General features: G+C 60.0%; 20 protein-coding genes. 9 read left to right on the top strand and 11 right to left on the bottom strand.

Annotated features, from left to right (window positions below):
• Window positions 1-7: 7 nt before the first annotated feature.
• Both ACZ5D1_RS01225 and ACZ5D1_RS01220 read left to right on the top strand, forming a co-directional pair.
• The gene (locus tag ACZ5D1_RS01225) at window positions 8-676 is read left to right on the top strand and encodes a DUF1641 domain-containing protein (protein WP_011366376.1); all 669 of its coding nucleotides are present in this window, start codon (window positions 8-10) and stop codon (window positions 674-676) included.
• An 82-nt stretch (window positions 677-758) separates the two neighbouring features.
• Window positions 759-1,115, top strand: coding sequence for a response regulator (locus tag ACZ5D1_RS01220; RefSeq protein WP_011366375.1), 357 nt, complete (start codon window positions 759-761; stop codon window positions 1,113-1,115).
• A gap of 202 nt (window positions 1,116-1,317) precedes the next feature.
• Here the strand turns inward: ACZ5D1_RS01220 and ACZ5D1_RS01215 are convergent, their stop codons facing one another.
• From ACZ5D1_RS01215 to ACZ5D1_RS01195, 5 genes are all read right to left on the bottom strand, one after another.
• Window positions 1,318-2,034 carry a tetratricopeptide repeat protein gene (locus ACZ5D1_RS01215; RefSeq protein WP_011366374.1) on the bottom strand — a complete coding sequence of 239 codons (717 nt, stop codon included), beginning with the start codon at window positions 2,032-2,034 and terminating at the stop codon, window positions 1,318-1,320.
• A gap of 460 nt (window positions 2,035-2,494) precedes the next feature.
• Window positions 2,495-4,432, bottom strand: a complete 1,938-nt coding sequence (locus ACZ5D1_RS01210) for a methyl-accepting chemotaxis protein (RefSeq protein ID WP_464555647.1) — start codon at window positions 4,430-4,432, stop codon at window positions 2,495-2,497.
• 414 nt (window positions 4,433-4,846) lie between these two features.
• On the bottom strand, window positions 4,847-5,917 hold the full coding sequence (locus ACZ5D1_RS01205) for an aminopeptidase P family protein (protein WP_011366372.1): 1,071 nt from the start codon (window positions 5,915-5,917) through the stop codon (window positions 4,847-4,849).
• The gene (locus ACZ5D1_RS01200) at window positions 5,917-7,275 is read right to left on the bottom strand and encodes a protoporphyrinogen/coproporphyrinogen oxidase (RefSeq protein ID WP_027182530.1); all 1,359 of its coding nucleotides are present in this window, start codon (window positions 7,273-7,275) and stop codon (window positions 5,917-5,919) included. The genes ACZ5D1_RS01205 and ACZ5D1_RS01200 overlap by 1 nt, the downstream gene beginning before the upstream one ends.
• Before the next feature lie 94 nt (window positions 7,276-7,369).
• A complete protein-coding gene (locus ACZ5D1_RS01195) occupies window positions 7,370-9,118 on the bottom strand; it encodes a glycosyltransferase family 2 protein (RefSeq protein ID WP_464555643.1) in 1,749 nt (582 codons plus the stop codon).
• Between the two features lie 139 nt (window positions 9,119-9,257).
• Here ACZ5D1_RS01195 and ACZ5D1_RS01190 point away from each other — a divergent pair, with 139 nt between their 5' ends.
• Genes ACZ5D1_RS01190 through ACZ5D1_RS01180 form a run of 3 tightly spaced genes read left to right on the top strand, consistent with a single transcriptional unit; the run spans window position 9,258 to window position 11,322 of the window.
• The gene (locus tag ACZ5D1_RS01190; protein ID WP_464555641.1) at window positions 9,258-10,286 is read left to right on the top strand and encodes an aminoglycoside phosphotransferase family protein; all 1,029 of its coding nucleotides are present in this window, start codon (window positions 9,258-9,260) and stop codon (window positions 10,284-10,286) included.
• Window positions 10,262-10,582 (top strand): ATP-binding cassette domain-containing protein, encoded by a 321-nt coding sequence (locus tag ACZ5D1_RS01185; RefSeq protein WP_464555639.1) that lies wholly within the window; start codon window positions 10,262-10,264, stop codon window positions 10,580-10,582. The genes ACZ5D1_RS01190 and ACZ5D1_RS01185 overlap by 25 nt, the downstream gene beginning before the upstream one ends.
• Complete coding sequence (locus ACZ5D1_RS01180; protein WP_464555637.1) at window positions 10,516-11,322, top strand: ABC transporter ATP-binding protein; 807 nt, start codon at window positions 10,516-10,518, stop codon at window positions 11,320-11,322. The genes ACZ5D1_RS01185 and ACZ5D1_RS01180 overlap by 67 nt, the downstream gene beginning before the upstream one ends.
• Here ACZ5D1_RS01180 and mutY read toward each other — a convergent pair.
• Window positions 11,319-12,425 (bottom strand): A/G-specific adenine glycosylase, encoded by a 1,107-nt coding sequence (gene mutY, locus ACZ5D1_RS01175; protein ID WP_011366367.1) that lies wholly within the window; start codon window positions 12,423-12,425, stop codon window positions 11,319-11,321. The two genes, ACZ5D1_RS01180 and mutY, sit on opposite strands and share 4 nt — an antisense overlap.
• A gap of 116 nt (window positions 12,426-12,541) precedes the next feature.
• Between mutY and ACZ5D1_RS01170 the strand changes: the two genes are divergently transcribed.
• Window positions 12,542-14,458 carry a sensor domain-containing protein gene (locus ACZ5D1_RS01170; RefSeq protein ID WP_464555635.1) on the top strand — a complete coding sequence of 639 codons (1,917 nt, stop codon included), beginning with the start codon at window positions 12,542-12,544 and terminating at the stop codon, window positions 14,456-14,458.
• Between the two features lie 66 nt (window positions 14,459-14,524).
• On the opposite strand, the gene ACZ5D1_RS01165 is transcribed toward ACZ5D1_RS01170, so the two are convergent.
• A complete protein-coding gene (locus tag ACZ5D1_RS01165; protein WP_011366365.1) occupies window positions 14,525-16,177 on the bottom strand; it encodes an FAD-dependent oxidoreductase in 1,653 nt (550 codons plus the stop codon).
• 160 nt (window positions 16,178-16,337) lie between these two features.
• On the opposite strand from ACZ5D1_RS01165, the gene ACZ5D1_RS01160 reads away from it, so the two are divergent.
• Together ACZ5D1_RS01160 and ACZ5D1_RS01155 are read left to right on the top strand one after the other, a co-directional pair.
• Window positions 16,338-16,847 carry a peptidylprolyl isomerase gene (locus ACZ5D1_RS01160; protein ID WP_011366364.1) on the top strand — a complete coding sequence of 170 codons (510 nt, stop codon included), beginning with the start codon at window positions 16,338-16,340 and terminating at the stop codon, window positions 16,845-16,847.
• Between the two features lie 381 nt (window positions 16,848-17,228).
• Window positions 17,229-18,938, top strand: coding sequence for a Na+/H+ antiporter NhaC family protein (locus ACZ5D1_RS01155; RefSeq protein ID WP_464555634.1), 1,710 nt, complete (start codon window positions 17,229-17,231; stop codon window positions 18,936-18,938).
• 194 nt (window positions 18,939-19,132) lie between these two features.
• Here ACZ5D1_RS01155 and ACZ5D1_RS01150 read toward each other — a convergent pair whose 3' ends face one another.
• From ACZ5D1_RS01150 to ACZ5D1_RS01135, 4 genes are all read right to left on the bottom strand, one after another.
• The gene (locus ACZ5D1_RS01150) at window positions 19,133-19,588 is read right to left on the bottom strand and encodes a hypothetical protein (RefSeq protein ID WP_464555632.1); all 456 of its coding nucleotides are present in this window, start codon (window positions 19,586-19,588) and stop codon (window positions 19,133-19,135) included.
• A 42-nt stretch (window positions 19,589-19,630) separates the two neighbouring features.
• Window positions 19,631-20,017 carry a hypothetical protein gene (locus ACZ5D1_RS01145; RefSeq protein ID WP_464555631.1) on the bottom strand — a complete coding sequence of 129 codons (387 nt, stop codon included), beginning with the start codon at window positions 20,015-20,017 and terminating at the stop codon, window positions 19,631-19,633.
• A gap of 123 nt (window positions 20,018-20,140) precedes the next feature.
• Complete coding sequence (locus tag ACZ5D1_RS01140; protein ID WP_455696480.1) at window positions 20,141-20,629, bottom strand: YchJ family protein; 489 nt, start codon at window positions 20,627-20,629, stop codon at window positions 20,141-20,143.
• 28 nt (window positions 20,630-20,657) lie between these two features.
• Window positions 20,658-21,023, bottom strand: a complete 366-nt coding sequence (locus ACZ5D1_RS01135; RefSeq protein WP_011366359.1) for a NifB/NifX family molybdenum-iron cluster-binding protein — start codon at window positions 21,021-21,023, stop codon at window positions 20,658-20,660.
• 193 nt (window positions 21,024-21,216) lie between these two features.
• On the opposite strand from ACZ5D1_RS01135, the gene ACZ5D1_RS01130 reads away from it, so the two are divergent.
• The gene (locus ACZ5D1_RS01130; protein WP_011366358.1) at window positions 21,217-21,621 is read left to right on the top strand and encodes a PilZ domain-containing protein; all 405 of its coding nucleotides are present in this window, start codon (window positions 21,217-21,219) and stop codon (window positions 21,619-21,621) included.
• The last annotated feature ends 9 nt before the right edge of the window (window positions 21,622-21,630 follow it).

The raw sequence follows: 21,630 nt of genomic DNA, 5'->3' as shown, positions 1-21,630 counted from the left end.
GTAAGACATGACCAACGAAGAACGCATTCTCGAAAAGCTCGAACGTATGGAGGAGCGCCTTGACGAGCTGCAAGAGCGCGGCACCGCCATGCGCGAGCTTGTCGAAGACATGAATCCCATCATCAAGCACATGTTCCTGCTGAGCCTTGAAACCTGTCAGGACCTGCAGGGTGATGTGAATCTGCATGATATAAAAGAACTCGGTTTCCGCGGGCTCAAAAGCGTGCGCAACATCAACTACACGCTTGATCAGCTTGAAAACCTGATCGACCTGTGGCGCACCATCCATCCCGGCATTGCGCCCACATGGCCCCATGTCATCGCAGGACTGGGCCGGTGGGAACAGGAAGGCGTGTTCAAAAAAATGGGTGCGCTGAAAAACGCCGGCGGCAACATTCTGGCCGCCAACAGCCCGGAAGACTTTGAGCGCATGGGCGAATCGCTTGTGTATCTCACCCGTCTGCTGCAGCAGCTGGCCGACCCCAATGTCCAGCGTTTCCTTTCCAACGCAGTGGAAATGCTCGGCGCGCTGGATATGGAAAAAGCCAAGCCCTGCGGCGTATTCGGCGTGGTGGGAGCTCTGGGTTCCAAAGAAGCCAAAGAAGGCCTCGGCGTGGTTGTGGAACTGCTGCGCAACCTCGGCAAACTGAAAGGACAGACTCCGGCGGCTGCCTGATTCTGCCCGCAGAACAACCAACCCCCGCCGTCCTGAGCGACGGCGGGGGTTTTAACCAGCATGCCTTGTGAAGGAAATAACAATGAGCAAGCGAATTCTTGTTGTGGACTGCAACACCGAAGAACGCCGGTCTCTTTGCGATGTGCTTTCCGCCAACGGGTATCAGGTGACCGTCACCGCGTGCACCCGCGAAGGGCTGGATGTCATACGCACACAAAAGCCGGATCTCGTGGCGCTGGAAATGGACATGCCCAGCCCCGGCGGAACCATTTTTTATGCCCGCATGCGGCGCGACCCTGAACTGCGACATACTCCGGTGGTCGTGGTGAGCAGCGTGGGACCGCGTCCCGCCGCCCTGCGCAAAGGGGTACCCGTGGTGCAGAGACCGGCTGCAACCGGTGTTCTGCTGGATACCGTATCCCGTGCCATGGCTGTGTGATACCGGCCCCGCGGCAGAACAGCTCTGCAAAGCAGTCTGCCCGTCAACCGTTACAGCATCGCAGGCGAGTCCGGCATGCGGCCCGTACAGCCGCAGCCGCCGCACCCGTACTCACCAGGACCGGAAAAGACCGGACTCGTCTGTGCCGCACCCGCCGCCCCGCCCGCGGACAAAAGGCGCAAAGCGCGGCACCGCCGGCGGCTTACGCCGCAGCAGCCAGTTCCGTATCGGCAGGATATACACGCAGCCAGCGGCGCATCAGTTTTTCCGCACGCTCAAGCTCTGCCTGCTGCATGCCCGCCTCAAGCGCGGCGCGCGCTTCGCGCGCCTTGGCCAGTCCCGCACGGTCTGCCAGCATAAACCACATAAGCGCACGGGTTTTGCTGGCGCGTACGCCCTGACCGTCACGACACATCACACCCAGCGAGTACATGGCTCTGCCGTTGCCCAGCGCCGCGGCCGACCCGAAAAGCCCCCGCGCCGCATGGCTGACGGCAGTCTCCGCAGCGGTGCCGCACAGACCCGAGCCGATACCGTACCGTGCTTCACCTCCCAGCACGCGCGCCCGGTGCAGAAACTGACGTTTGTTGTCCACCGCTTCGGGAGAAAGCAGCCTGTCGCGCCAGTCCGCCGCTATGTCATCATACAGCGGCTCATCATTAAAGCTGTACCGTTCCGCAAGACGGAAGCAGTCCGCCGCGCGGGTGAAATCCTGCCGCACACCCTGACCGTGATAGTGCATCACACCCAGCATGTTCAGGGCCTCGTGGTAACCGCCCCCGGCAGACCGCCCGAACCAGTCGGCTGCCTTGGCGTAGTCCTGCGCGGCTCCGCGTCCTTCGTAAAACATGGCTCCCAGATGAAACTGGGCATTGGTGTCGCCGGCCTCTGCCAGTGAGAAGAGTTCCTGAGATTGCATACCGTCCACCCTTGGTTTGGTGTGTAGTAAAGAACGCCCTTCCCGATGTGGTGCACCCTCCGTGCACCTTTCAGCATGTGAAGCGGACACTGCCGCTTCTGCCACGGCCTGCAATGCGCCGGCTTTGCGCGGTTGCCACTCCGCGCGGCGGTGGTTGCTTTCCGCCCCGGCAACACCCTGTGCGAGCCGCCTGCAAACTCATACCTAATCGGTATGATTTAATTCCTACCCACAGCGTAGGATATTGTCAACGCATCATCCCGACTTTTTTAGTCGGTGATAAATATTTTCCTGTCTGAAAAAGAAAAGCCGCGCCACACGCGGGTACCCCGCTGCCGGCAGCGCGGCACAAGCACGCCCCGCAACCGCACGACAGGGCCGGTGCCCCCCATGGAGACACCGGCCCTTTTTCCGTTTATCCCGGCGTGCTGCGCCGGTTGTATACACCCGCCGCTGTTTCTCAGCGGTTCAGTTCGGTTATCAGCCCGTCCAGTTCCTGCGCTGTCCGGGCCAGCCCGTCAGCGGAATCAAGCATGGCGTGCATACCCTCCGTGGTGGTGTCGGCCACAGAGTTCACCGCTTCCAGCGCCCGGGTTATCTGTTCCGATGCTGCGGACTGCTGTTCCGACGCGGCAGCGATGGACTGCGCCTGCCCGGCGGCATCATCGGCCAGACGGACAATTTCGCGCAGCGCCTCTGCCGACCCCGCGGCCAGCCGGTTGGCCTCATCCACCGATTCCACAGCCTCGGTCATGCTGGCCTGATTCTGGCGCGTGGCCGACTGAATGGTATGTACTCTCTCGGCCACTTCTCTGGTTGCGGCCATGGTTTTTTCGGCCAGTTTGCGCACTTCGTCCGCCACCACGGCAAAACCGCGTCCGGCATCACCGGCACGTGCGGCTTCTATGGCCGCGTTAAGCGCAAGCAGGTTGGTCTGGTCGGCAATTTCATTTATCACATCAATCACCTGACCGATGGATTGGGCATCGCGTCCGGAGCGGGCCATATCTTCCTGCAAGGCCTGAGCAATAGTGTTCACTCTGCGCATGGCTTCTTCCGAACGGGCCACCACACCAAGCCCCTGCTGGGCTTTTTCTCTCGTGACAGCCACCGCCTGCGACGCGCTGCCTGCATTGCGGGCTATCTCCACCACCGTGGCGGTCATTTCTTCCATGGCGGTGGCCGTTTCCGTCAGGCGGTCCTTCTGCACCTGCGCGCCGTCGGCAGCGGTCTGCGCCTGATGGTGCAGCCCTGCGGCCGACTCTGCAAGCCTGCCGGAAATCTCTGCGGTGCGTTCCGCCACCCCCTGCATTCTGCCGAACAGACTGCGCACCTCATGTTCTTTTCTCAAAGCTTCCTGCGTTGCGCTCTCGGCGCGCTGCGCCTGCTGCAACGCTTCGTGCTCTTTGCGGGCCACTTCCTGCATCTGGCTGCGCAGCCCGGAAACCATGGCCATGATATCATCGCGCAGACGGGCAAGTTCACCGCTGAATTCACCCTGCGGAACAGCGGTCAGATCTCCGCCGGAAACCGCCGCGGAATAGCGCTGCAACGCATCCAGTGAAACAACAATGGAACGCAGCAGCCACAGTACCAGCACCACCACAAACAATGTCGCCCCCACGCCCACGCCCAGCGTCACCATTTCCACACGGGCAACCATCTCTCCGCGCTGCCGCGCAAAGTTCTCGCGCAAAGCCAGTATGGACGGCTCGAGCTGCTGTCCCGCTTCCACCATCAAGGCGGTCTGACGAGCCTTCACCCCGTGCTGTTCCACATAGGCGTTGAAAGTACGCCGGTAGCCGCGCAGCTTGTCCAGCAGTTCGCTGTTTCCGGCCAGACCGCGCTCCAGTCCTTTCAGCAGGGCATCCACCCTGTCAACGTACAACTCTCCGCCGCGCATCACAAAATTCTTTTCCTGCCGCCGCAGCTGCAGCAGCACGACAAGCACATCTTTGTCACCCAGAGCATCCACGGCCGACTCAAGCTCTCTGGCCGCCATGATGAAATCATGCTCGATACCCGTTTCCAGATTACCCAGAGCACTGTGGGCCTGTACGGCGGCTTCAAAAGCTCCGGCATAAACACCCAGCCGGTCAAGAATGCGCTCTGTCTGCCGGGCGGCCTCGGGTTGCTGCGCAGCTATGCGCCGCAGGCTGTCTCTGATGGCTTCCAGACTCTGCCGCGCACTGTCCAGCGACTCGCTGTCCGTGCGCAGCAGGTAGTTCTTCTCCTGCCGGCGGACCTGCAGCACCTGTTCTTTGGCGTCCACAGCCAGCCTTTCCAGCGTCAGCACATTCTGCGTCAGGATGTTGCCTGTACGGTCCGCGGCAAACTGCGCACCGAATCCCGCAACACAAATACCCAGCAGCAATAACAACTTGTGTCGTATTCCCATATAGTTCCTCGCTCATCGGCCACGGACAACGGGACGCCGTCTTTGCCTGTCGATCGCTTTTGAACCATGCGAATGCCTGCGGTCGGCACGCCCGGGGACGTTCCATTATGTCGCAACCCTTGTCAGCATGCGGTGGCATTTACAGCCAGAAAACGTTGCACACGCGCAGACTGAACCGTTTAAACATAAAAGAAATCTTATACTGGGCTACTGCAAGCATCCGGCAATGTCTATAACCACCGGACAAAAAAGAAGGCTGGATACCGGAAAAGGTGTTTGCAGCCACCGCAGACCTGCGCCGAACCTGAAACATATTGAAACAAACAGAAAACCGGCCGGAAAACACACTCTGCGCGTTTTCCGGCCGGTTTTTCCGTCGGCAGTCAGATGCGGCACACACGCCGCAGAACAGCGCTACAGCACCCGCACACCATCCTCGGTGCAGTGGACCATATATTCCCAGCGGACACCGCCCCATACAGGAAAATACAACCCCGGTTCCACGGTGATGACCATGCCCGGTTCCAGACGGGCATCGGTGCGGTGGTTGACCGCGGGCGCCTCGTGCGTCTGCAGCCCTATGCCGTGGCCCAGCGAATGCGTGAATGCGGCTGCCACGCCGTGCCGTTCAAAAACGGCCAGTGCCATATTGTGCGCATCGGCAAGGGGCATGCCCGGGCGCATGATGTCGATGGCAACCCGCTGGGCGTGCTGCACCATGTCGCGGGTGCGCAGAAACTCGTCCGCAGGGCGGTCTCCCACCCAGAACGTACGGGTCTGGTCAGAACAGTAATCGTCCACACGGCAGCCCACATCCACCAGCAGGGGGCAGTTTTCATGCAGCACCGTGTCGTCGGGAATGGCATGGCACATGGCCGCGTTGGCTCCGGCCGCCACAATGCTGGGAAAAGCCAGCTCGGAGGCGCCGTTTTCACGGAAAAACTTTTCAATGTCCCACGCCACCTGCGCCTCGGTTCTGCCCGGATACAGCACCTGCGGCAGCCATTCCATCAACCTGTGGTTCAGGGCGCATGCGCGTTCCAGACGTGCGATTTCTTCCGGTTCCTTTATCACACGCAGCTTTTCAACCAGCCCGTCGGCCTTTTTCAGAGACAATCCTCCGGCGAACGAATCGTAAAACGCCATGCTGACGCAGGACGACTCGTATCCTATGGCACCGGAAAAACGTCCCTTTACAAACTCGCGCAGTCTTTCCGCGGCATTGCCGCTGTAAATGAAAATGTGCTCCCTGTCCCACAGACGGCGGGCCGCCTCTTCAAACCGCGGGTCGGTGCACAGCCAGTCCGGTCCGTCGGCTGTTATGAGCAGACGGCCGCAACTTTCATTTATCTGCGCGTCATGCAGTTCAAAACCGCTCAGGTAAAACCGGTTGGCATCCAGACTGACAAGCAGGGCGTCCAGCCCGTTTTCGCGCAGCAGCGGACGCAGGCGTTCGCGCCGCCGCGCATAATGTTCCGCGTTCATCACTTTTCCTGAATAGTATAAGTTGTTTCCGGCGTGCCCTGCACCATGCGCTCGGCCCACTCAACCCCCTGCATCACGGAATGATCCATGTTGGCCACTTCGTACTTCCAGCCCCCGAATCTGCCGCGGGAACTGATGCCGTGCTCTTCAAGCCACGGATGCAGAGTGCGCAGGGCGCCGTCACGCTCCAGCGTGGGCACAGGATAGCCGTAATCCACGGCTATGCTCCAGCGCGAGACTATCAGGTCGCGGTGCGCTTCGTCCAACATGGCGGTATTCACAAGTCCCTGCACCGTTTTGTCCATAAGGGACGAAAGATCTTCGGGCTTGTGTTCCGACCACGAGGTTTCGGCCATCAGGGCCCGCTGCCTGCCCGGCAACGCCACATTATTGGGTGAATAATTATGAAAATTGGTAAGGCGGTAATAGGGGCAGTCATCTTCGGGAAAATACATCCAGCAGGTGTCATCGTCGCGGGTGTCTTCAACCCCCACGCCCGCCACAAAAACACCGTTGCGGCTCAGCCTGCCCGCCGCATCGCGCAGCATGGTGTGCGGCGTGTCTATGCAGTCCAGCACCAGCCTGTCCAGCGGGCCGGTGTTCAGCATATACGAATAGCTGATGACATCACCGTCAGCAGTGCGCACGGTGCGCGCTGCAGGGTCCACCTGCACCACGGCGGTGTTAAGACGCACATGGCCGTCCAGCTGCGCACCCATGCGGTGAAAAATCTCTCCGGTACCGCCGTGCAGAGGAAAACGGAACATGTTGTTGGGGCCCCAGCTCACGTTATCCAGTTCCAGCACCAGATTTTTCAACACCATTTCAAGGTCGATGACGCTTACCCGTTCGCCTATCCAGTGATAGGCCATAAGCTCCGGCGGGGTGGCCCACACCTTGAAATTGTACGGCAGCATGAAATGCCGTGCTATACCTGCGCCGAACACATATTCAATCCACTGCCGGAAGTTGTGCGGCTGCACCTGTGTTCTGATATGCGGCAACAGCGCCTGCACGCATTCCCACTGCATGTCACGGGGCAGATGCCTGATGTTGTTCTGAAAGGGATACGGAATCCAGCGCTGCGCAATACGTACCCGCGCAATGCGCTGGTGTTCCAGATAGGCGTCACCCAGCAGAGACTCTATGAGCCGGTCAAAATAGTCGTAATGCGAAAAAACCACATGGCCGCCGATGTCCCATGTGAACCCCGCATCGTCGGTGAAGCTGGTGGCCAGACCGCCGCAGTAGGCGTTGCGTTCCAGCAGCAGAAAATCGTTTTCTCCCAGTTCGCGCAGGCGTCTTCCTGCTCCCAGCCCTGTGGGACCGGCACCGATGATCAGATATTTGACATGCATGGTTTGATGGCTCCTTGGTTCCGCCGCCCGCACCCCGCAGGCAATCTTGATGAAATATGCCCCAGATGCAGCCCCGCCGCAGCGGAAGAGGCACCTAACCGGCGTCTGCCAGCGTTTCAAGCAAATGCCGTTCCAGCATATCCAGTTCCGCCCGCCGCAGCCGGACAATGCTTTCGGGCGGATACATATTATGCAGTTTGTATTTATTGCCCGCCCCGTTGCCGTACTGCGCGGCGCTCATGCGGACCGCCTTGCCGGTACGCTTCATGTGCCGCACCGTCAGAAATCCCGTATAGCAGGCATGCCGCCCCTGTGTCGCCATGCGCAGGTCATGCTCCAGATCGTCATACTGCGTGGGCGAAAACATAAGCGAAAAATCGCCGGAATCCAGCAGGTCGGCGGTGCGGAACAGGTGACAGCAGCCGGTGACGGAAATACAGGGCCTGATGTAGTCGAACTGCCCCCAGTCCGTTACCTGCGCGTGCACGTCGGACACATTGAACGGACACGCCCGCACCGAGACCAGCGATTCACCGGCCAGCGCGCTGCGTTGCTCCGGCGTATCATCTGCGGAACCGGCCATGGTCAGATGCAGGTCAGCGGACTGCACGATGTACGGGGCAGCGGCGTCCACTATCTTGCCGCCCCAGACGGAAGCGGCCGGACGCACCTGCACCGCACGGGCCATATGCCCCAGCCAGTCTGCAGGCAGGGCCGCATCGTCGTCCAGATAGGCGGCAAAATCACACTCCGCGACCTGCGGCAGATGCATCAGCCAGTTGCGGGCGGCCGGTGCGCCGATGTTCACCGGCAGATGCACGGCATGCATTCTGTCGCCCAGTCTGTCCGCCCACGCGTCTATGACGGCGCCCGTGCCCTGTGCTCCGTCCGTGCTGCCGTTGTCCAGCGCCACAATGGTGTGCAGCTGCTGCGCGCTGTGCGCCAGATGGCTGAGGGCATCATCCAGATCGGCCGCCTTGTTATATGAATACAGCAGCGCCGCCACCCTGCCCAGCCCTGTGCTGCAGGCGGGCACATGCAGCCCGCCGCGCACGGCGTGCGCGCGCAGAGCCAGCGAAACATGAAAAGGACGCGCACGCAGCACATCCTGCCACAACCGCAGCGCCTCATGGCTGTGTCCCTGCAGCTGGCGGATATGCCCGAGCCTTGCGGCCACACCGCACAGCATACCGGCAGCGGTTACTTCTCCGGCCTGCGCATGCAGCTGCTCCAGCACGGCTTCCGCGGTATCAGCACGGCCCGCACACAGCCACAGCCCCGCACCGGCATAGGCAAGCACCGGCTGCAGTGCCTGCGGAGCAGTCGCCGCATACCGGCGCACATGCTCAAGGCTCCATTCCGCATTGCCGGTCAGTTCACCCACGGCGCACACCTGCTGCACCCACCAGATGTTATCCCCATGCTTTGCACGTTCGCCGTCAAGGTAGCGCATGCAGCGTCCGTAATCACCCTGCGCGGCCAGACGCTGGTAGTAACGCAGATTCTCCGGCACAGCACCGGACTGCTGCAGGGCCTGCAGCGCACTGCGCAACGCACCGGAAAGCCAGGGGCGCCCCTCCTGCCGGCGGGCGTGACCGTCCAGTTCCAGCAGCTGCCCGCCCAGACGGATATTCAGACAGTCATCCTCCCACGCTGCCAGCAGCAGCTCCCGTCCGGTATGCCACCAGAACATTCTGTCGGCCACCGGAGCCGTTTCCAGCGCGGAAAGCATGTCGGAAGCCGCCTGCAGAAGATGCAGACTGCCTGCACTGCCATGCAGCAGACGTTCTCTGAGAAAAGCGGGATACCGCATCCACATGGCGGCGCTGTGTGCTGAAGTCATATATCTCCCGATGGGCGGATGTTACACCGGCGGCATGTGCCGGACGGCGCATGCACGCGGACGCGGCAGGTTGTGAGCACGCAGCGATTAGCTTACTCTGTGCCGCGCATTTGCAAAAAGCATATAAAAAGGAGCCAGCATGAACCGTGCCACCACCTTAGCCGCATATCTGACAGAAAAAAACTGGATGAGCCAGCCCGTGAGCGCCGGGCAGGTCAGTTTTCTGGCCGCCGGTGAATACAATGAAAACTGGCTGGTACAGTGCGGCGGACGTGCGGCGGTGCTGCGCATCAACCACGGCAGCCAGCTGGGATTGCGGAACCAGTCGGAGTACGAATTTTCGGTACTGCGGCATGTGGCCTCCAGCGGCCTGACGCCGCAGCCCTATGCACTGGACCCGCTGCCGTGGAAACACGGCCCCGGCAAGGGTGCCATGCTGATGGAATATATTCCGGGCACACCGCCTGATTACCGCCTGCACGCGGCCGATGCGGCCCGCCTGTTCGCCCGGGTGCACGGCTGCCCTCTGCCGCCGCGGGGGGGCATGATCGCGCAGCCTGATCCGGTGCGCGACATCGCGCGGGAAAGTACAGGTCTGCTGCACCGCCAGCCGGACCACCCGCGCAGCGACATCCGTACACGGCTGCTGAACTACCGCGACACCGTCCTGCGTCTGGCAGACGACACGGCACAGCTGTTTGCCGGTGAACCGCAGGTCATCACCAACACCGAGGTCAATTCCGGCAACTTCATAGTCCTGCCGCCGCAGCACCCGCGCAGAGGCAACGAACAGGCCGGAATAGGCCTGTGCCTTGTGGACTGGGAAAAAGCCGTTATCTCGTACTGTCATCAGGATCTGGGCCATTTTCTGGTGCCCACCACCACGCGCTGGAAAACGGATTTCACCTTTGATGCGCAGAGCCGCACGGACTTTCTGCGTGCGTATCTGCAGGCACGGCACGGCAGCGTCGACGCAGACGCACTGGAAGCCCTGCACCTGCGCACCCGCGTACTGGAACGCACCATTCTGCTGCGGGCACTTTCGTGGTGCTTCATGGCATGGTATGAGTACAGCCGCGGCGACCGCACCCTGCGCAACGAATTCACATACGGCCGCATCACATCCTATCTGGAAAACATCGAATGCATATTGAAATACGGGGAATAAGCATACGCTACGCGGACAGGCCCGTGCTGGACAATGTGAGCTTTGCGGCACAGGCAGGCGACATAGTATCCATTGTGGGGCCTTCGGGCGTCGGCAAAACCACGCTGCTGCGCATCATCGCCGGACTGGAGCACCCCCATGCCGGAGAGGTGCTTTTTTCGGGTCTGCCCGCACCGGCACAGCAAAAAAAAGGGCACTCTGGGAAAAAGAACCGGAGCATCCTGCCATCATGGTGTTTCAGGACTATCTGCTTTTCCCCAACCTCACCGTGCACGACAATGTGGCCTTCGGACTGAAAGCGCGGCGCACGCCGCGGCCAGAACGGGCCAGACGGGTGGAGGAAATGCTGCATTTTTTCCAGCTGCATGAACTGGCCGGCAGATATCCGGTACAGCTTTCCGCAGGGCAGAAACAGCGCGTCGCCATCGCCCGCGCCATGGTGGTCAATCCCGCCGTGCTGCTGCTAGACGAACCGTTTGCCAACCTTGACCGCAACCTCAAACTGTCCACTGCGGAATTCATACGCAGCACACAGAAGACTTTCGGCACAACCACCATCAGTGTGACCCACGATCTGGAAGAAGCCTTTGCCATGTCCGACCGCATCGGGGTGATGCTGAACGGCAGGCTGGAGCAGTACGACACGCCGGAGAACCTGCACAACGCCCCCATTGCCGGCAGTGTGGCTGAATTTCTGGGACCCGTGAATGTGCTGGATGCCGCAGCCTGCCTGCAGCTGGGGCTGCCGCACGGTCCGGCCGGCATACGCGTGCGGCCCGAAGCGCTGCTGCTTGCCCCGGACCCTGCAGGGCCCGGCAAAGTGCTTGCCGTACGTTACGGCGGCCACCATGTGCGCTATACCGTACATGCGGCCGGTACCGGGCTGACCGTATATGCCATGCACGACACACTGAAACCGGGTGACAGGGTACGCATAGACATGACACGCGCCCTGCCTGACCCTGACCGTACTTCAGGTCAGGCTGAAACACCCCGCACGGCAGGGGGCTCCGGCGCAACGGGCACTGCGGACTAGCCGCCCTGCAGCCATTGCCACTGCAGGCTGCCGGCCATCATATCCACAAGTTTGCGGTGCCCCGCAGGCAGCGTATAGCCGTCCAGCTCGGCAAAACGCACCCAGCGGCTTTCCGTAGCCGCATGCAGTACGGGCACATCACTGCCGCCACGCAGTTCCAGCAGATAACAATGCAGTGTGGCGCGGTATGTGGTGTAGCCATGACGCACCACGGCTATCTTTTCCCGCGGAACAACGTCGAACTCCGTCTCTTCCATAAACTCGCGCCGCACGGCTTCCTCCGCAGTCTCCCCCTGCTCTATGCAGCCGCCAGGGAACTCCCAGAATCCTGCCCATACGCCCATTTCCGGTCGTTTCTGAATAAATATCCTGCCCTGATGCACCAGAAAGCCGGTGGCCACCTCGATAGGCACTATGGATTTGCGGGCGGTAAGCACCGGACGTTCCTGCACAATCCCCAGACGGAACGCCTCGCACCACTGCTGCACGGGACACAGCGGGCAGCGGGCTTTTTTTCCGCAGACCAGCGCGCCCAGCTCCATAAGAGCCTGATTGAACAGGCGGGCCTTGCCGCGGGGCAGCAGGCTCTGCGCCGTATGCCGCACAAAGGCCGCGTTTTCCTTTTCCTTTATGGGAGTATCAATGTCGAACAGACGCGAAAAAACGCGCTCCACATTGGCGTCCACAGCCACGGCATCCTGCTGAAATGCAATGGACGCTATGGCCCCTGCGGTGTAGTCGCCCACACCGGGCAACGCCCTGATATCTTCATACCGGCAGGGAAAAACCCCGCCGTGCTCCTGCATTATCAGACGGGCAGCCCTGTGCAGATTACGCGCGCGTGAATAATACCCCAGACCTTCCCATGCCTTCAGCACATCGTTTTCCGCAGCGCGCGCCACGGCGGCCACATCGGGAAAACGCCCCATCCAGCGGTTGAAGTAGGTCACGCCCCGTTCCATCTGTGTCTGTTGCAGCATTATTTCCGATACCCAGACGCGGTACGGAGTATAATCGCGGCGCCACGGCAGATCGCGCATATTCACGGAAAACCAGCCCAGCAGCGCCTGTACGAACCGTTCTTTATCATCATCATGTATCATGCCGGTCTTGTACCCTTACCGGACAGGCTTGAAAAGCTCTCCGCGGGCAGCCCGCCGCTATTCGCGCTGCACGGAAAATGTGCTATTATGACGGCAAAAGACAGGAGCCGCACCCCATGAGCATATACGGACACCCCTTTTTACTTCCGGCACAGGCCGCCGCTGCCTGCCTGACCCTGCTGGCAGCCGCGCCCGCGGTACCGGCCGCTCAGCGCACTGCGGACGTAATGGCCGGCACATGGACATACGGCGGCAGGCCCTACATGCTGCTGCTGGGCATACTGGTTGTCGTATCCGCCGGTATGGCGGTTACCGGCATGGTCCGGGCCAGAAATGCCGCCCGCCGCGCTGCGCAGATGGAAAAACTGCTCCGCCAGCGGCTGGGAGAAACAACCGAATGGGCCGACAGAGAACGCGAAATACGGACGCTCATGCACCATGCCGCCATCGGCATCTACCGTTCAACGCTTGACGGTTCGCGCTTTATCGAAGCCAACAAGCATCTTGCGCTGCTGTACGGCATGCATGATGAAAAAGAATTTCTGCGCACCGTCACGCCGCTGGATATGCACCCGTCGGGACAAAACCGGCAGGAACTCATGCAGAAGCTGCGCCGCGACGGCGTGGTCAGCAGGCAGAAAATCCTGCTGCGCGACAAATCAGGCAGTCTGCGGCACGCCATCACGTCCGCGCTCATAAGCTCCCGCAATGAAAGCATCTTCGGGCTTATCTATGACATGACGGACGAACACAACAGCAAAGAGGAAATGCGCCGCACCGGCGCCATGCTGCAGTCGGTCATTGATGCCATGCCCAACCCGTTCTTTTTTAAAAATGCCCGGGGCCGCTATAAGATTGTGAACCGCGCCTTCTGCCGGCTTGTGAACCGCCCTGCCGAAGCGCTGGTGGACCGTACGGTCGAAGCTTTCGCCTCGCCCGCCATGGCACAGATATACAACGATGCCGACGCAGTGCTGCTGACAGCGGCAGGCCCCGCCGTGCAGCGCTATGAAACCGTTGTCGAATCGGAAGAAGGCGGCACTGAGGTGCTGCTGTACAAAGAAAGCATATGCGACGATAACGGAACCATCACGGGCATAGTGGGCGCAGCGTTTGACATCACATCGCGCAAGGAAACCGAATCGGCCCTGCGGCAGGCGGAAGAGCGGTACCGCACCATTTTCATGCATGCTCTGGACGGCATTTTCACCTGCACGCCGCAAGGTCTCCTGCTGGAAGCCAACCCCGCTTTTGCGCGCATGTTCGGTTACGAAAGCCGTGAAACCCTGCTGGAAACCGCTCCGTCCGTCCGCTCGCTGTGGGCCGGCAGCCAGACACACGACGAAGTGATGGGCCTTTTATGCAACCGGCAGCAACTCACGGCGCAGCGTGCCGAGATGCTGCGCCGCAACGGCGAACACTTCTGGGCGGAAATAAACTGTCAGGCCTTTTATGACATGCAGGGCGAAGTGACACGCGTAGAGGGCGTCATCTCTGACGTGACGCACCATATGATGCAGGAACGTGAGCTGCGGACGCAGGCTTCAACGGACAAACTGACCGGCCTCATGAACCGTTACGGCTTTGATGAAGCCTTTGAGCGGCTGCTGGCGCAGGCGCAGCGCAGTACGCGCAAGGTGGGCGTGGCGTTCATTGATCTGGACGGGTTCAAGGAGATCAATGACAGATTCGGCCACGACACAGGAGACATGCTGTTGAAAGAGGTGGCACGCAGACTGCAGCAACGCGTGCGCGAAACCGATATAACGGCCAGACCGGGCGGTGACGAGTTTGCCGTGCTGTTGTGGGATGTGGGCGGAACCGAAGACCTGCGGCGGCTGGGGGAAAGCCTGCTGGACGCGCTGCGTCCGCCCTACCGCTGCGATGCAAATGTCTGTACGCTGACAGCCAGCATAGGGCTGAGCCTGTACCCCGACCACGGGCTGACCGCAGGAACCCTGCTGCGGCAGGCTGACCAGGCCATGTATGCGGTAAAAAACGCCGGAAAAAACGCTGTCCGGCTGGCTGTGTGACACACCATGGAAAACGGGCGGCAGCCTTTCTGTAAACCGGCCGCCGCCCGCAGGGATTCTCCGGACTTATTTCTTCCAGCGCGAAGACTGCAGGTCTTCAAATGCCGACAACGCCGCCGTGGCACCGTTGCCCACGGCTGTCACTATCTGCCGTATGCCGCCGGTCACATCACCGGCAGCGTACACTCTGGGGATATTGGTACGCATGGCACGGTCCACCGCTATGGTGCCGTCTTCATTAAGCGTGACCCCCAGTTCGGCAGCCAGAGCGGAATTAGGCACATGTCCCACGGCCACGAACACCCCGTCCAGTGCCACTTCGTGCACATCGCCGCTTTTGACGTTTTTCAGTCTGGCACCGGTGACCAGACCGTCAGTGCCCAGAATTTCCTCCACCACAGTGTCCCACAACACGGGAATCTGCTCGCGCTCCAGCGCATCCTGCAGCTGCTGTTCCGCCCTGAAGGCGTCGCGGCGGTGCACCACGGTGATATCCACACCCAGATTTTTCAGATGCAGCGCATCGGTCAGTGCCGTATTGCCGCCGCCCACAATGATGACTTTTTTACCCTTGAACATGAAACCGTCACACGATGCGCAGTGCGAAACCCCCTTGCCGAAGTAGGTATCCTCTCCCGGCACGCCCAGTTCACGCCACTGGGCACCGGTGGCAAACACAAGCGCACGCGCCAGATACACGTTTCTTGCCGTGTACACCTCTATGTTACGGCCTATCTTGATTTCCTCTATTTCTTCATGCTCCTGCACATGGGCATATTCACGGGTATGCGCGGCCAGCATCTCCACCAGATTCATGCCGCCCACATTTTTAAAGCCGGGATAGTTTTCCACCACGGGTGTCACCGCCACCTGTCCGCCCACAACAGCCTTGTCCAGCACCACGCTTTTCAGGCCGCTGCGTTCGGCATAGATACCGGCCGTCAGACCGGCAGGCCCCGCACCCACAATCACCAGATCAACCTTTTCCACGGGGTAGTCGCCTGTGCCCGCATCCTGTCCGGCTTCACGCACCATGCCGGAAGCGTCCTTCATGGTTACCAGTTCAACCGCAAAGCGCTCTTCAGGCATCAGCCCCACGGCGTCAAATTCGTCATTGATGTTGGTATGCGGAACCGAACCGACGCCGTACTTGCGTGAAAGCTCGGGAAATTCGTCAGAATTGACTGCCTCGGCACTGACCAGCTGAGGGCTGGCAATGGCGCATTTCACCGCGTTCACCACCTGCCCGGGGCAGTAGGGACACCCCGGCGACGAAAACACCCGGACGGTTCTTTTTTCTTCCAGCCGTTCAAGAATCCTGCCCACGTTTTCAGAAACAGCGGCCTTACCGGCGGAAACAAGCATAATGGCTTCGATGAACCCTCTGGCTTCTTCTCCCAGCGGTGCACCGGTAAACCGTATGGCGTAGGTTCCGGCATTGAGCAGCGTGCTCGGTCCCAGCGTGACGCCCAGCCGCTGAGCCTCGGCACTGTCCAGAGCATGCACGCGGGTGTCTATTTTATCGGCCAGTTCCGCAAGCTCCTGCGCAAACCGGACAGTGTATTCATTGTACTGGTTTTTTTCATCGCCGTCGGTAAAGACATCCAGAGTGACCTCACCGGGCAGTCCGGCAAACACACCGGCCAGATGCTTGCGTCCTTCTTCGGGTATAAGCCACCGGCGTTCTTCGCTGTTCTGTGCAGAATCATTTTCGCTCATGGAGACCTCCATTGCTTATATTCGTAACTGAAAGAATATGTTGCATGATTTACAGCTCAGCATACCACATCGGCAGAACGGTGCAAGGCCGCTTGCCTTTTTCCCGCAGGCGGGGCAAACACGGCGGATATTACTCCCATCATTCAAGGAAGGAACGCACATGAGCAATCCCATGGTGCTGCTGGAAACATCTTCCGGCGATATGCTGATAGAACTCTATGCCGACAAGGCCCCTGAAACCGTGAAAAACTTTCTGCGCTATGTGGAGGAAGGTTTTTACGAAAACACCATCTTCCACCGTGTCATTAAAAATTTCATGATTCAGGGCGGTGGCGTTACCATGCGCATGGAAGACAAAAAAGGCCACGAACCCATTGCCAACGAGGCAGGCAACGGCCTTAAAAACGTCCGCGGCACCATTGCCATGGCGCGCACCGCAGCCCCCCACAGCGCGACTTCACAGTTTTTCATCAACCTTGTGGACAACCCCGACCTTGACCATCAGGACGATTCCGATGCCGGATTCGGCTACTGCGTTTTCGGTGCCGTGGTTGAAGGCATGGACGTGGTTGATGCCATAGGCAAGCTGAAAACCAAACCCATGGGTGAGCACGATGATGTTCCCGTGGATTCGGTGGTCATCACCGGCGCAGGCCTTTTCGACCTGTAGGCAGGCACCTGACGGCAGACATCCGCCGCAGCGGTGCCGCAGCGCAGAAATACCGCCCCGCCTCAGCGCGGACGGTAACGGAAGCACTTCTGCCTGCGTGCATCCGCAGGCAGCCGCCGCACCTGATATCAACACCAAAGCCGCTTCATGCATGAAGCGGCTTTTTCTGTGTCCGCCATCTTCAGGGGGAGCTGCAGCGGACGACTTTTTTTGCAGCCCCAACCCCTTCTGCATACAGGCGTTCTAAAGAGTACCACTAAATATACGGTGTGTGCACTTGCACAAACAGTTGCCATGCACACCGTCTCTGCGCTACTGTCCTGCGCTGTATTTTTATTCATTTTCCGGAACGACCAGTACAACACTTGTGAAGGGGGTAGTATGCGTTCGTTTCTTACAGGCATTCCGGCGTCGCTTGCGGGGTTGCTGCTGTGCAGCATACCGGCGCTGGCCGCGGATGCCAGCCTGGGCCCCGTCAATGCCGAACGGTTCGGCATCTGGACGCTTATCCCGCCCGTTGTGGCCATCCTGCTGGCCTTCATCACGCGCAACGTGGTGCTTTCGCTGTTTATCGGTGTTTTCTCCGGCGCATTCATGCTGGAATCAAAAGGCTTTGACCTGTACTCCGGCATAGTGGACGGTTTTCTGCGTCTGTCGGGCGAAATTCTGACCTCGCTGGCCGACCCGTGGAACGCGGGCATCGTGCTGCAGGTGCTGGCCATCGGCGGCCTTATTGCACTGGTTTCGCGCATGGGCGGCGCAAAGGCCATTGCAGAGGCACTGGCACGCAAAGCCAGAAATGCCAAAAGCGCACAGATGTCCACATTTCTCATGGGCATAGTCATTTTCTTTGACGATTACGCCAACTCGCTGACCGTGGGCCCCATCATGCGCCCCGTCACCGACAAAATGAAAGTTTCCCGCGAAAAACTGGCGTTCATCATCGATGCCACTGCCGCCCCCATTGCCGGCATGGCGCTCATATCCACATGGGTGGCCTACGAAATAGGCCTCATCAAAGACGGGTTCGACGCCATCGGCCTGCAGGGCAACGCCTACGGCACCTTTGTGGAAACGCTGCCTTTCCGTTTTTACAATATTTTCATGCTGGTATTTGTGGTGGCGGGCATCTGGCTGCTGCGCGAATTCGGCCCCATGCTGAAAGCCGAACAGCGTGCGCGCACCACCGGCAAGGTGCTGGACGACAACGCCAAGCCCATGGTCGCCGACGAGGCAACCGACCTTGAGCCGGACCCGGACACCCCGCTGAGCATCTGGAACGCCATCATCCCCATCGGGGTGCTTATCGTCGCGGCGTTTCTGGGTTTCTACTTCAACGGTTACAACGCCATCATGGCAGGCGACAACGCTGCCCTCATTGCTTCCGTGAAGGAATCGCCCATGGGCTTTGCCTCGCTGCGTGACTGCTTCGGCGCCTCCGACGCATCGGTGGTGCTTTTTCAGGCTGCGCTGCTGGCAGGCATTGTGGCCATCACCATGGGGGTCAGCCGCCGCATCTTCACGCTGGAAGAAGCTCTTTCCACATGGGTTCAGGGCATCAAATCGCTCAGCATCACCGCCGTCATCCTGCTGCTGGCGTGGTCGCTTTCCGGCATGATCAAAGAACTGGGCACGGCACGCTATCTGGTGACCGTTCTTTCCGATGCGCTGCCGCCCTTCCTGCTGCCCAGCATCATCTTCATCCTCGGTTCGTGCATCTCGTTCGCCACCGGTACGTCTTACGGCACCATGGGCATACTCATGCCGCTGGCCATTCCGCTGGCATGGGCCATCACGCCGGAACACAACTATCTTATCATGAACATCGGGGCCGTGCTTACGGGGGCCATTTTCGGCGACCACTGCTCGCCCATTTCAGACACCACCATTCTGTCTTCCATGGGGGCCGCGTGCGACCACATCGACCACACGCGCACACAGCTTGTCTATGCCCTTACCGTGGGAGCCTGTGCGGTGCTGTTCGGTTACCTGCCCGCGGGCCTCGGCCTGCCGGTGCTGCTGGTGCTGCCTCTGGGTATCGCATCCGTGTTCATCATGACCCGTCTTCTGGGCACCCGCCTGCCGGAATAATCCGGCGGTCCGCCTTTCTGTAAAAAAAGCCGCCGGAACATTCCGGCGGCTTTTACACATTGTACGGTCTGCTTTTTTGCAGAAAAAAAAGGGCACACAAGGCTCTGCCGCCAGACAGCGGCACAGGCAGGGATACAGGCAGCGCGGCCGCCGTGAACCGCACACCCCGCGACAGAACAACCCCGGGCGGCGTTTCAGCGCCACAGCGGCAGCTGCGGCAGCCACGAACCGGAAACACCCGTCACTTCGGCGTTATCCAGCACCAGCACAGCGCCGCCGGCAGCCGTGGTGTACTGTGCAACAAGACTGCTGCCGCCGAAGATACCCGCGCATGTCACATGGTCGCCCACGCCCACTTTAAGCTCTCCCAGACGGTGCACCTGATCCTGCCGGATATACACCACCACCATGTCATCCAGCACCAGATACACTGAACGCATGAACGACTGGTCCAATCTGGTCACGGTACCGCTTATGTTCACCACCCGCCCTTCCAGATCGGCGGCATGCTGCCGGTGTGCCAGATAGTCTTCATGCAGACTGTGCGCATCGTAGCGGGGTATGGCCGTCTTTTTATGCAGGCAGCCGCCGGACACGAAAAGTACCGCCAGAAACAGAACTGCCGCTATGCGCAGCGCAATGTCGGGCATAATAATCTTCCTCGCATGACAGATATGGCGGAACGGAACACGTTACCGCCCGCCCAGACTGATACCCGGCAAAAGCAGCGGCTGCGCCCCTCTTTTGCGGGCGCGCACTCTGCGCCATGTTTCCGGACTGCAGCCGAACCTGAACGACCACAGTGCGCAGGTTTCCCGCGCAGCGCAGCGGCGCACCTCGGCCCGTTCTCCGCCGCTGCATGTCAGGCAGTGACAGCGGATTGCCTGCACGCCCGAACGTCCGGCCTGCGGCTGTTCCTCGCCCAGACGCCAGACATACAGCGCGCACGACGTATCGTCACAGCCGCGCACCATGGCGGCCGAACCGCCCTGACAGGCAATGCAGAACCGCCTGATGGCCCTGATGGGAGTTATTTTTGCCATACCGCTGGTGTATACGTTTTTACCGGTGCTTGTCATGTCCTGCCGCGGCAGGCGCAGGCGGGACCCCCCCTGCCGGACAAGGCAAAAGGCCGGAGCGTATTGCGCTCCGGCCCGGATAGGTGACGATGCTGCGTGAAAACAGCCTGAAACCGCTGCGGACTAGGCGCGGCCGCAGCACTTCTTGTACTTTTTGCCGCTGCCGCAGGGGCAGGGTTCGTTGCGGCCCACCTTGGGCTCTTCACGGCGCACGGTCTGGCTGTGCACATGACCGTCTTCATACAGCCAGCGGCCGTCCACCCGCACAAAGCTGCTCGTCTCGCGCAGAGTCTGGGGCACACCGCGCATGGTGTAATCCGCCTGAAACTCCACAATGCCTCTGTGGTCCTCTTCGCCGCCTTTTTCGGTACGCAGCACGGTAAGGGCAGTCCAGCGCATATGTTCCGACCACTGCCGGATTTCATCGGCCGAGGCTTCATCACGGATATCAGGGTGCGTTGTGGCTTCAAGATATTCATAAGCACCCACACAGTGCGCGCTGAAACGGGAACGCATGAGGGCCTCGGCCGTGGCGGCCTGGCTGGTTCCGGCAATAAGGGGCCCGCAGCACTCTTCGTACGTTCTGCCGGAGCCGCAATGGCATTGTGTCATAGTCGGTCTACCTGTTCTTCAAGTTATATTAATGCCCGTGGCAGCCTTCATGGCCGTGGGCATGGCAAATTTCCTGTTTGTCTGTCAGGCGGCCTTCAAGCCAGCTGGCAGCCACGTCCCGCACGGCACCCTGTGCGCCGCGCACCACCTGAATACCGTGCGACTCAAGCTTGTCCACGGCGCCCTGTCCCATGTTGCCGCCCAGCAGCACCTTAACGCCCTTTTCAACCAGAACAGGAACAATGTTGGATTTGCAGCCGCAGCCGGGAGGAGGGGTCAGGCGTTCTTCTTCCACAATCTGCCTGCTTTCGTCCACTGTCATGATGGTGAAATATTCGCAATGGCCGAAATGCTGATCCACGACGCCGTCGCGGGTGGGAAGTGCTATCTTCATTGTGTTTGTCTCCTTGCTGTTGTCTATGGATGAAAACTGCGGGAACTATAATCCCGCATCCTTCCAAGTCAATGACTACTGACACGGTATTCTTCTGATTATAATCCGCAGGCGTTTGTCAGGTCGGGCGTGCTCTGCTATGGTACGCACACACTCTCCCCCTGTCCGGTTTATTCAGAAAGGAGGCCAGCATATGACCCATCAAGAGGAAAAACGCCGCTTCACGCGGCTGCCGAAAGGCTTTTCCATAGAGGCCAGCATCCTGCAGTTTCCGTTCTCCAGCCAGCGGCGGGTGACCAGCAACTGCGCCGACATAGGCGGAGGCGGAGTAAGCTTTGAGTCCCCCGCACGGTTTGAACCCGGCGACAAGCTGCAACTGAAGGTTCACATTCCTACGCTGAACAAGTATTCTCCCGGCTTTTTCAAGGTATATGAAAACGACGCCGAGCAGTATCTGCAGGCCATCGGAGAAGTTGCGTGGGTTGACCGCAACGGCGCGGGATACACCACAGGTGTCAAATTCATCGATATCGACCCCGACGTCTGCAAGGCGCTGTGCGGTCTGGTGGAAAAAACGCTGAGAGATCAGGAAAAATAACGGCGCTTC

The organism is Oleidesulfovibrio vietnamensis (assembly GCF_055388115.1).
This window is presented reverse-complemented; position numbering and strand designations above follow the sequence as displayed.

Coding starts and splice junctions, on each gene's coding strand:
- ACZ5D1_RS01225 (WP_011366376.1), top strand. CDS start 8: ATGACCAACGAAGAACGCATTCTCGAAAAGCTCGAACGTATGGAGGAG.
- ACZ5D1_RS01220 (WP_011366375.1), top strand. CDS start 759: ATGAGCAAGCGAATTCTTGTTGTGGACTGCAACACCGAAGAACGCCGG.
- ACZ5D1_RS01215 (WP_011366374.1), bottom strand. CDS start 2,034: ATGCAATCTCAGGAACTCTTCTCACTGGCAGAGGCCGGCGACACCAAT.
- ACZ5D1_RS01210 (WP_464555647.1), bottom strand. CDS start 4,432: ATGGGAATACGACACAAGTTGTTATTGCTGCTGGGTATTTGTGTTGCG.
- ACZ5D1_RS01205 (WP_011366372.1), bottom strand. CDS start 5,917: ATGAACGCGGAACATTATGCGCGGCGGCGCGAACGCCTGCGTCCGCTG.
- ACZ5D1_RS01200 (WP_027182530.1), bottom strand. CDS start 7,275: ATGCATGTCAAATATCTGATCATCGGTGCCGGTCCCACAGGGCTGGGA.
- ACZ5D1_RS01195 (WP_464555643.1), bottom strand. CDS start 9,118: ATGACTTCAGCACACAGCGCCGCCATGTGGATGCGGTATCCCGCTTTT.
- ACZ5D1_RS01190 (WP_464555641.1), top strand. CDS start 9,258: ATGAACCGTGCCACCACCTTAGCCGCATATCTGACAGAAAAAAACTGG.
- ACZ5D1_RS01185 (WP_464555639.1), top strand. CDS start 10,262: ATGCATATTGAAATACGGGGAATAAGCATACGCTACGCGGACAGGCCC.
- ACZ5D1_RS01180 (WP_464555637.1), top strand. CDS start 10,516: ATGGTGTTTCAGGACTATCTGCTTTTCCCCAACCTCACCGTGCACGAC.
- mutY (WP_011366367.1), bottom strand. CDS start 12,425: ATGATACATGATGATGATAAAGAACGGTTCGTACAGGCGCTGCTGGGC.
- ACZ5D1_RS01170 (WP_464555635.1), top strand. CDS start 12,542: ATGAGCATATACGGACACCCCTTTTTACTTCCGGCACAGGCCGCCGCT.
- ACZ5D1_RS01165 (WP_011366365.1), bottom strand. CDS start 16,177: ATGAGCGAAAATGATTCTGCACAGAACAGCGAAGAACGCCGGTGGCTT.
- ACZ5D1_RS01160 (WP_011366364.1), top strand. CDS start 16,338: ATGAGCAATCCCATGGTGCTGCTGGAAACATCTTCCGGCGATATGCTG.
- ACZ5D1_RS01155 (WP_464555634.1), top strand. CDS start 17,229: ATGCGTTCGTTTCTTACAGGCATTCCGGCGTCGCTTGCGGGGTTGCTG.
- ACZ5D1_RS01150 (WP_464555632.1), bottom strand. CDS start 19,588: ATGCCCGACATTGCGCTGCGCATAGCGGCAGTTCTGTTTCTGGCGGTA.
- ACZ5D1_RS01145 (WP_464555631.1), bottom strand. CDS start 20,017: ATGACAAGCACCGGTAAAAACGTATACACCAGCGGTATGGCAAAAATA.
- ACZ5D1_RS01140 (WP_455696480.1), bottom strand. CDS start 20,629: ATGACACAATGCCATTGCGGCTCCGGCAGAACGTACGAAGAGTGCTGC.
- ACZ5D1_RS01135 (WP_011366359.1), bottom strand. CDS start 21,023: ATGAAGATAGCACTTCCCACCCGCGACGGCGTCGTGGATCAGCATTTC.
- ACZ5D1_RS01130 (WP_011366358.1), top strand. CDS start 21,217: ATGACCCATCAAGAGGAAAAACGCCGCTTCACGCGGCTGCCGAAAGGC.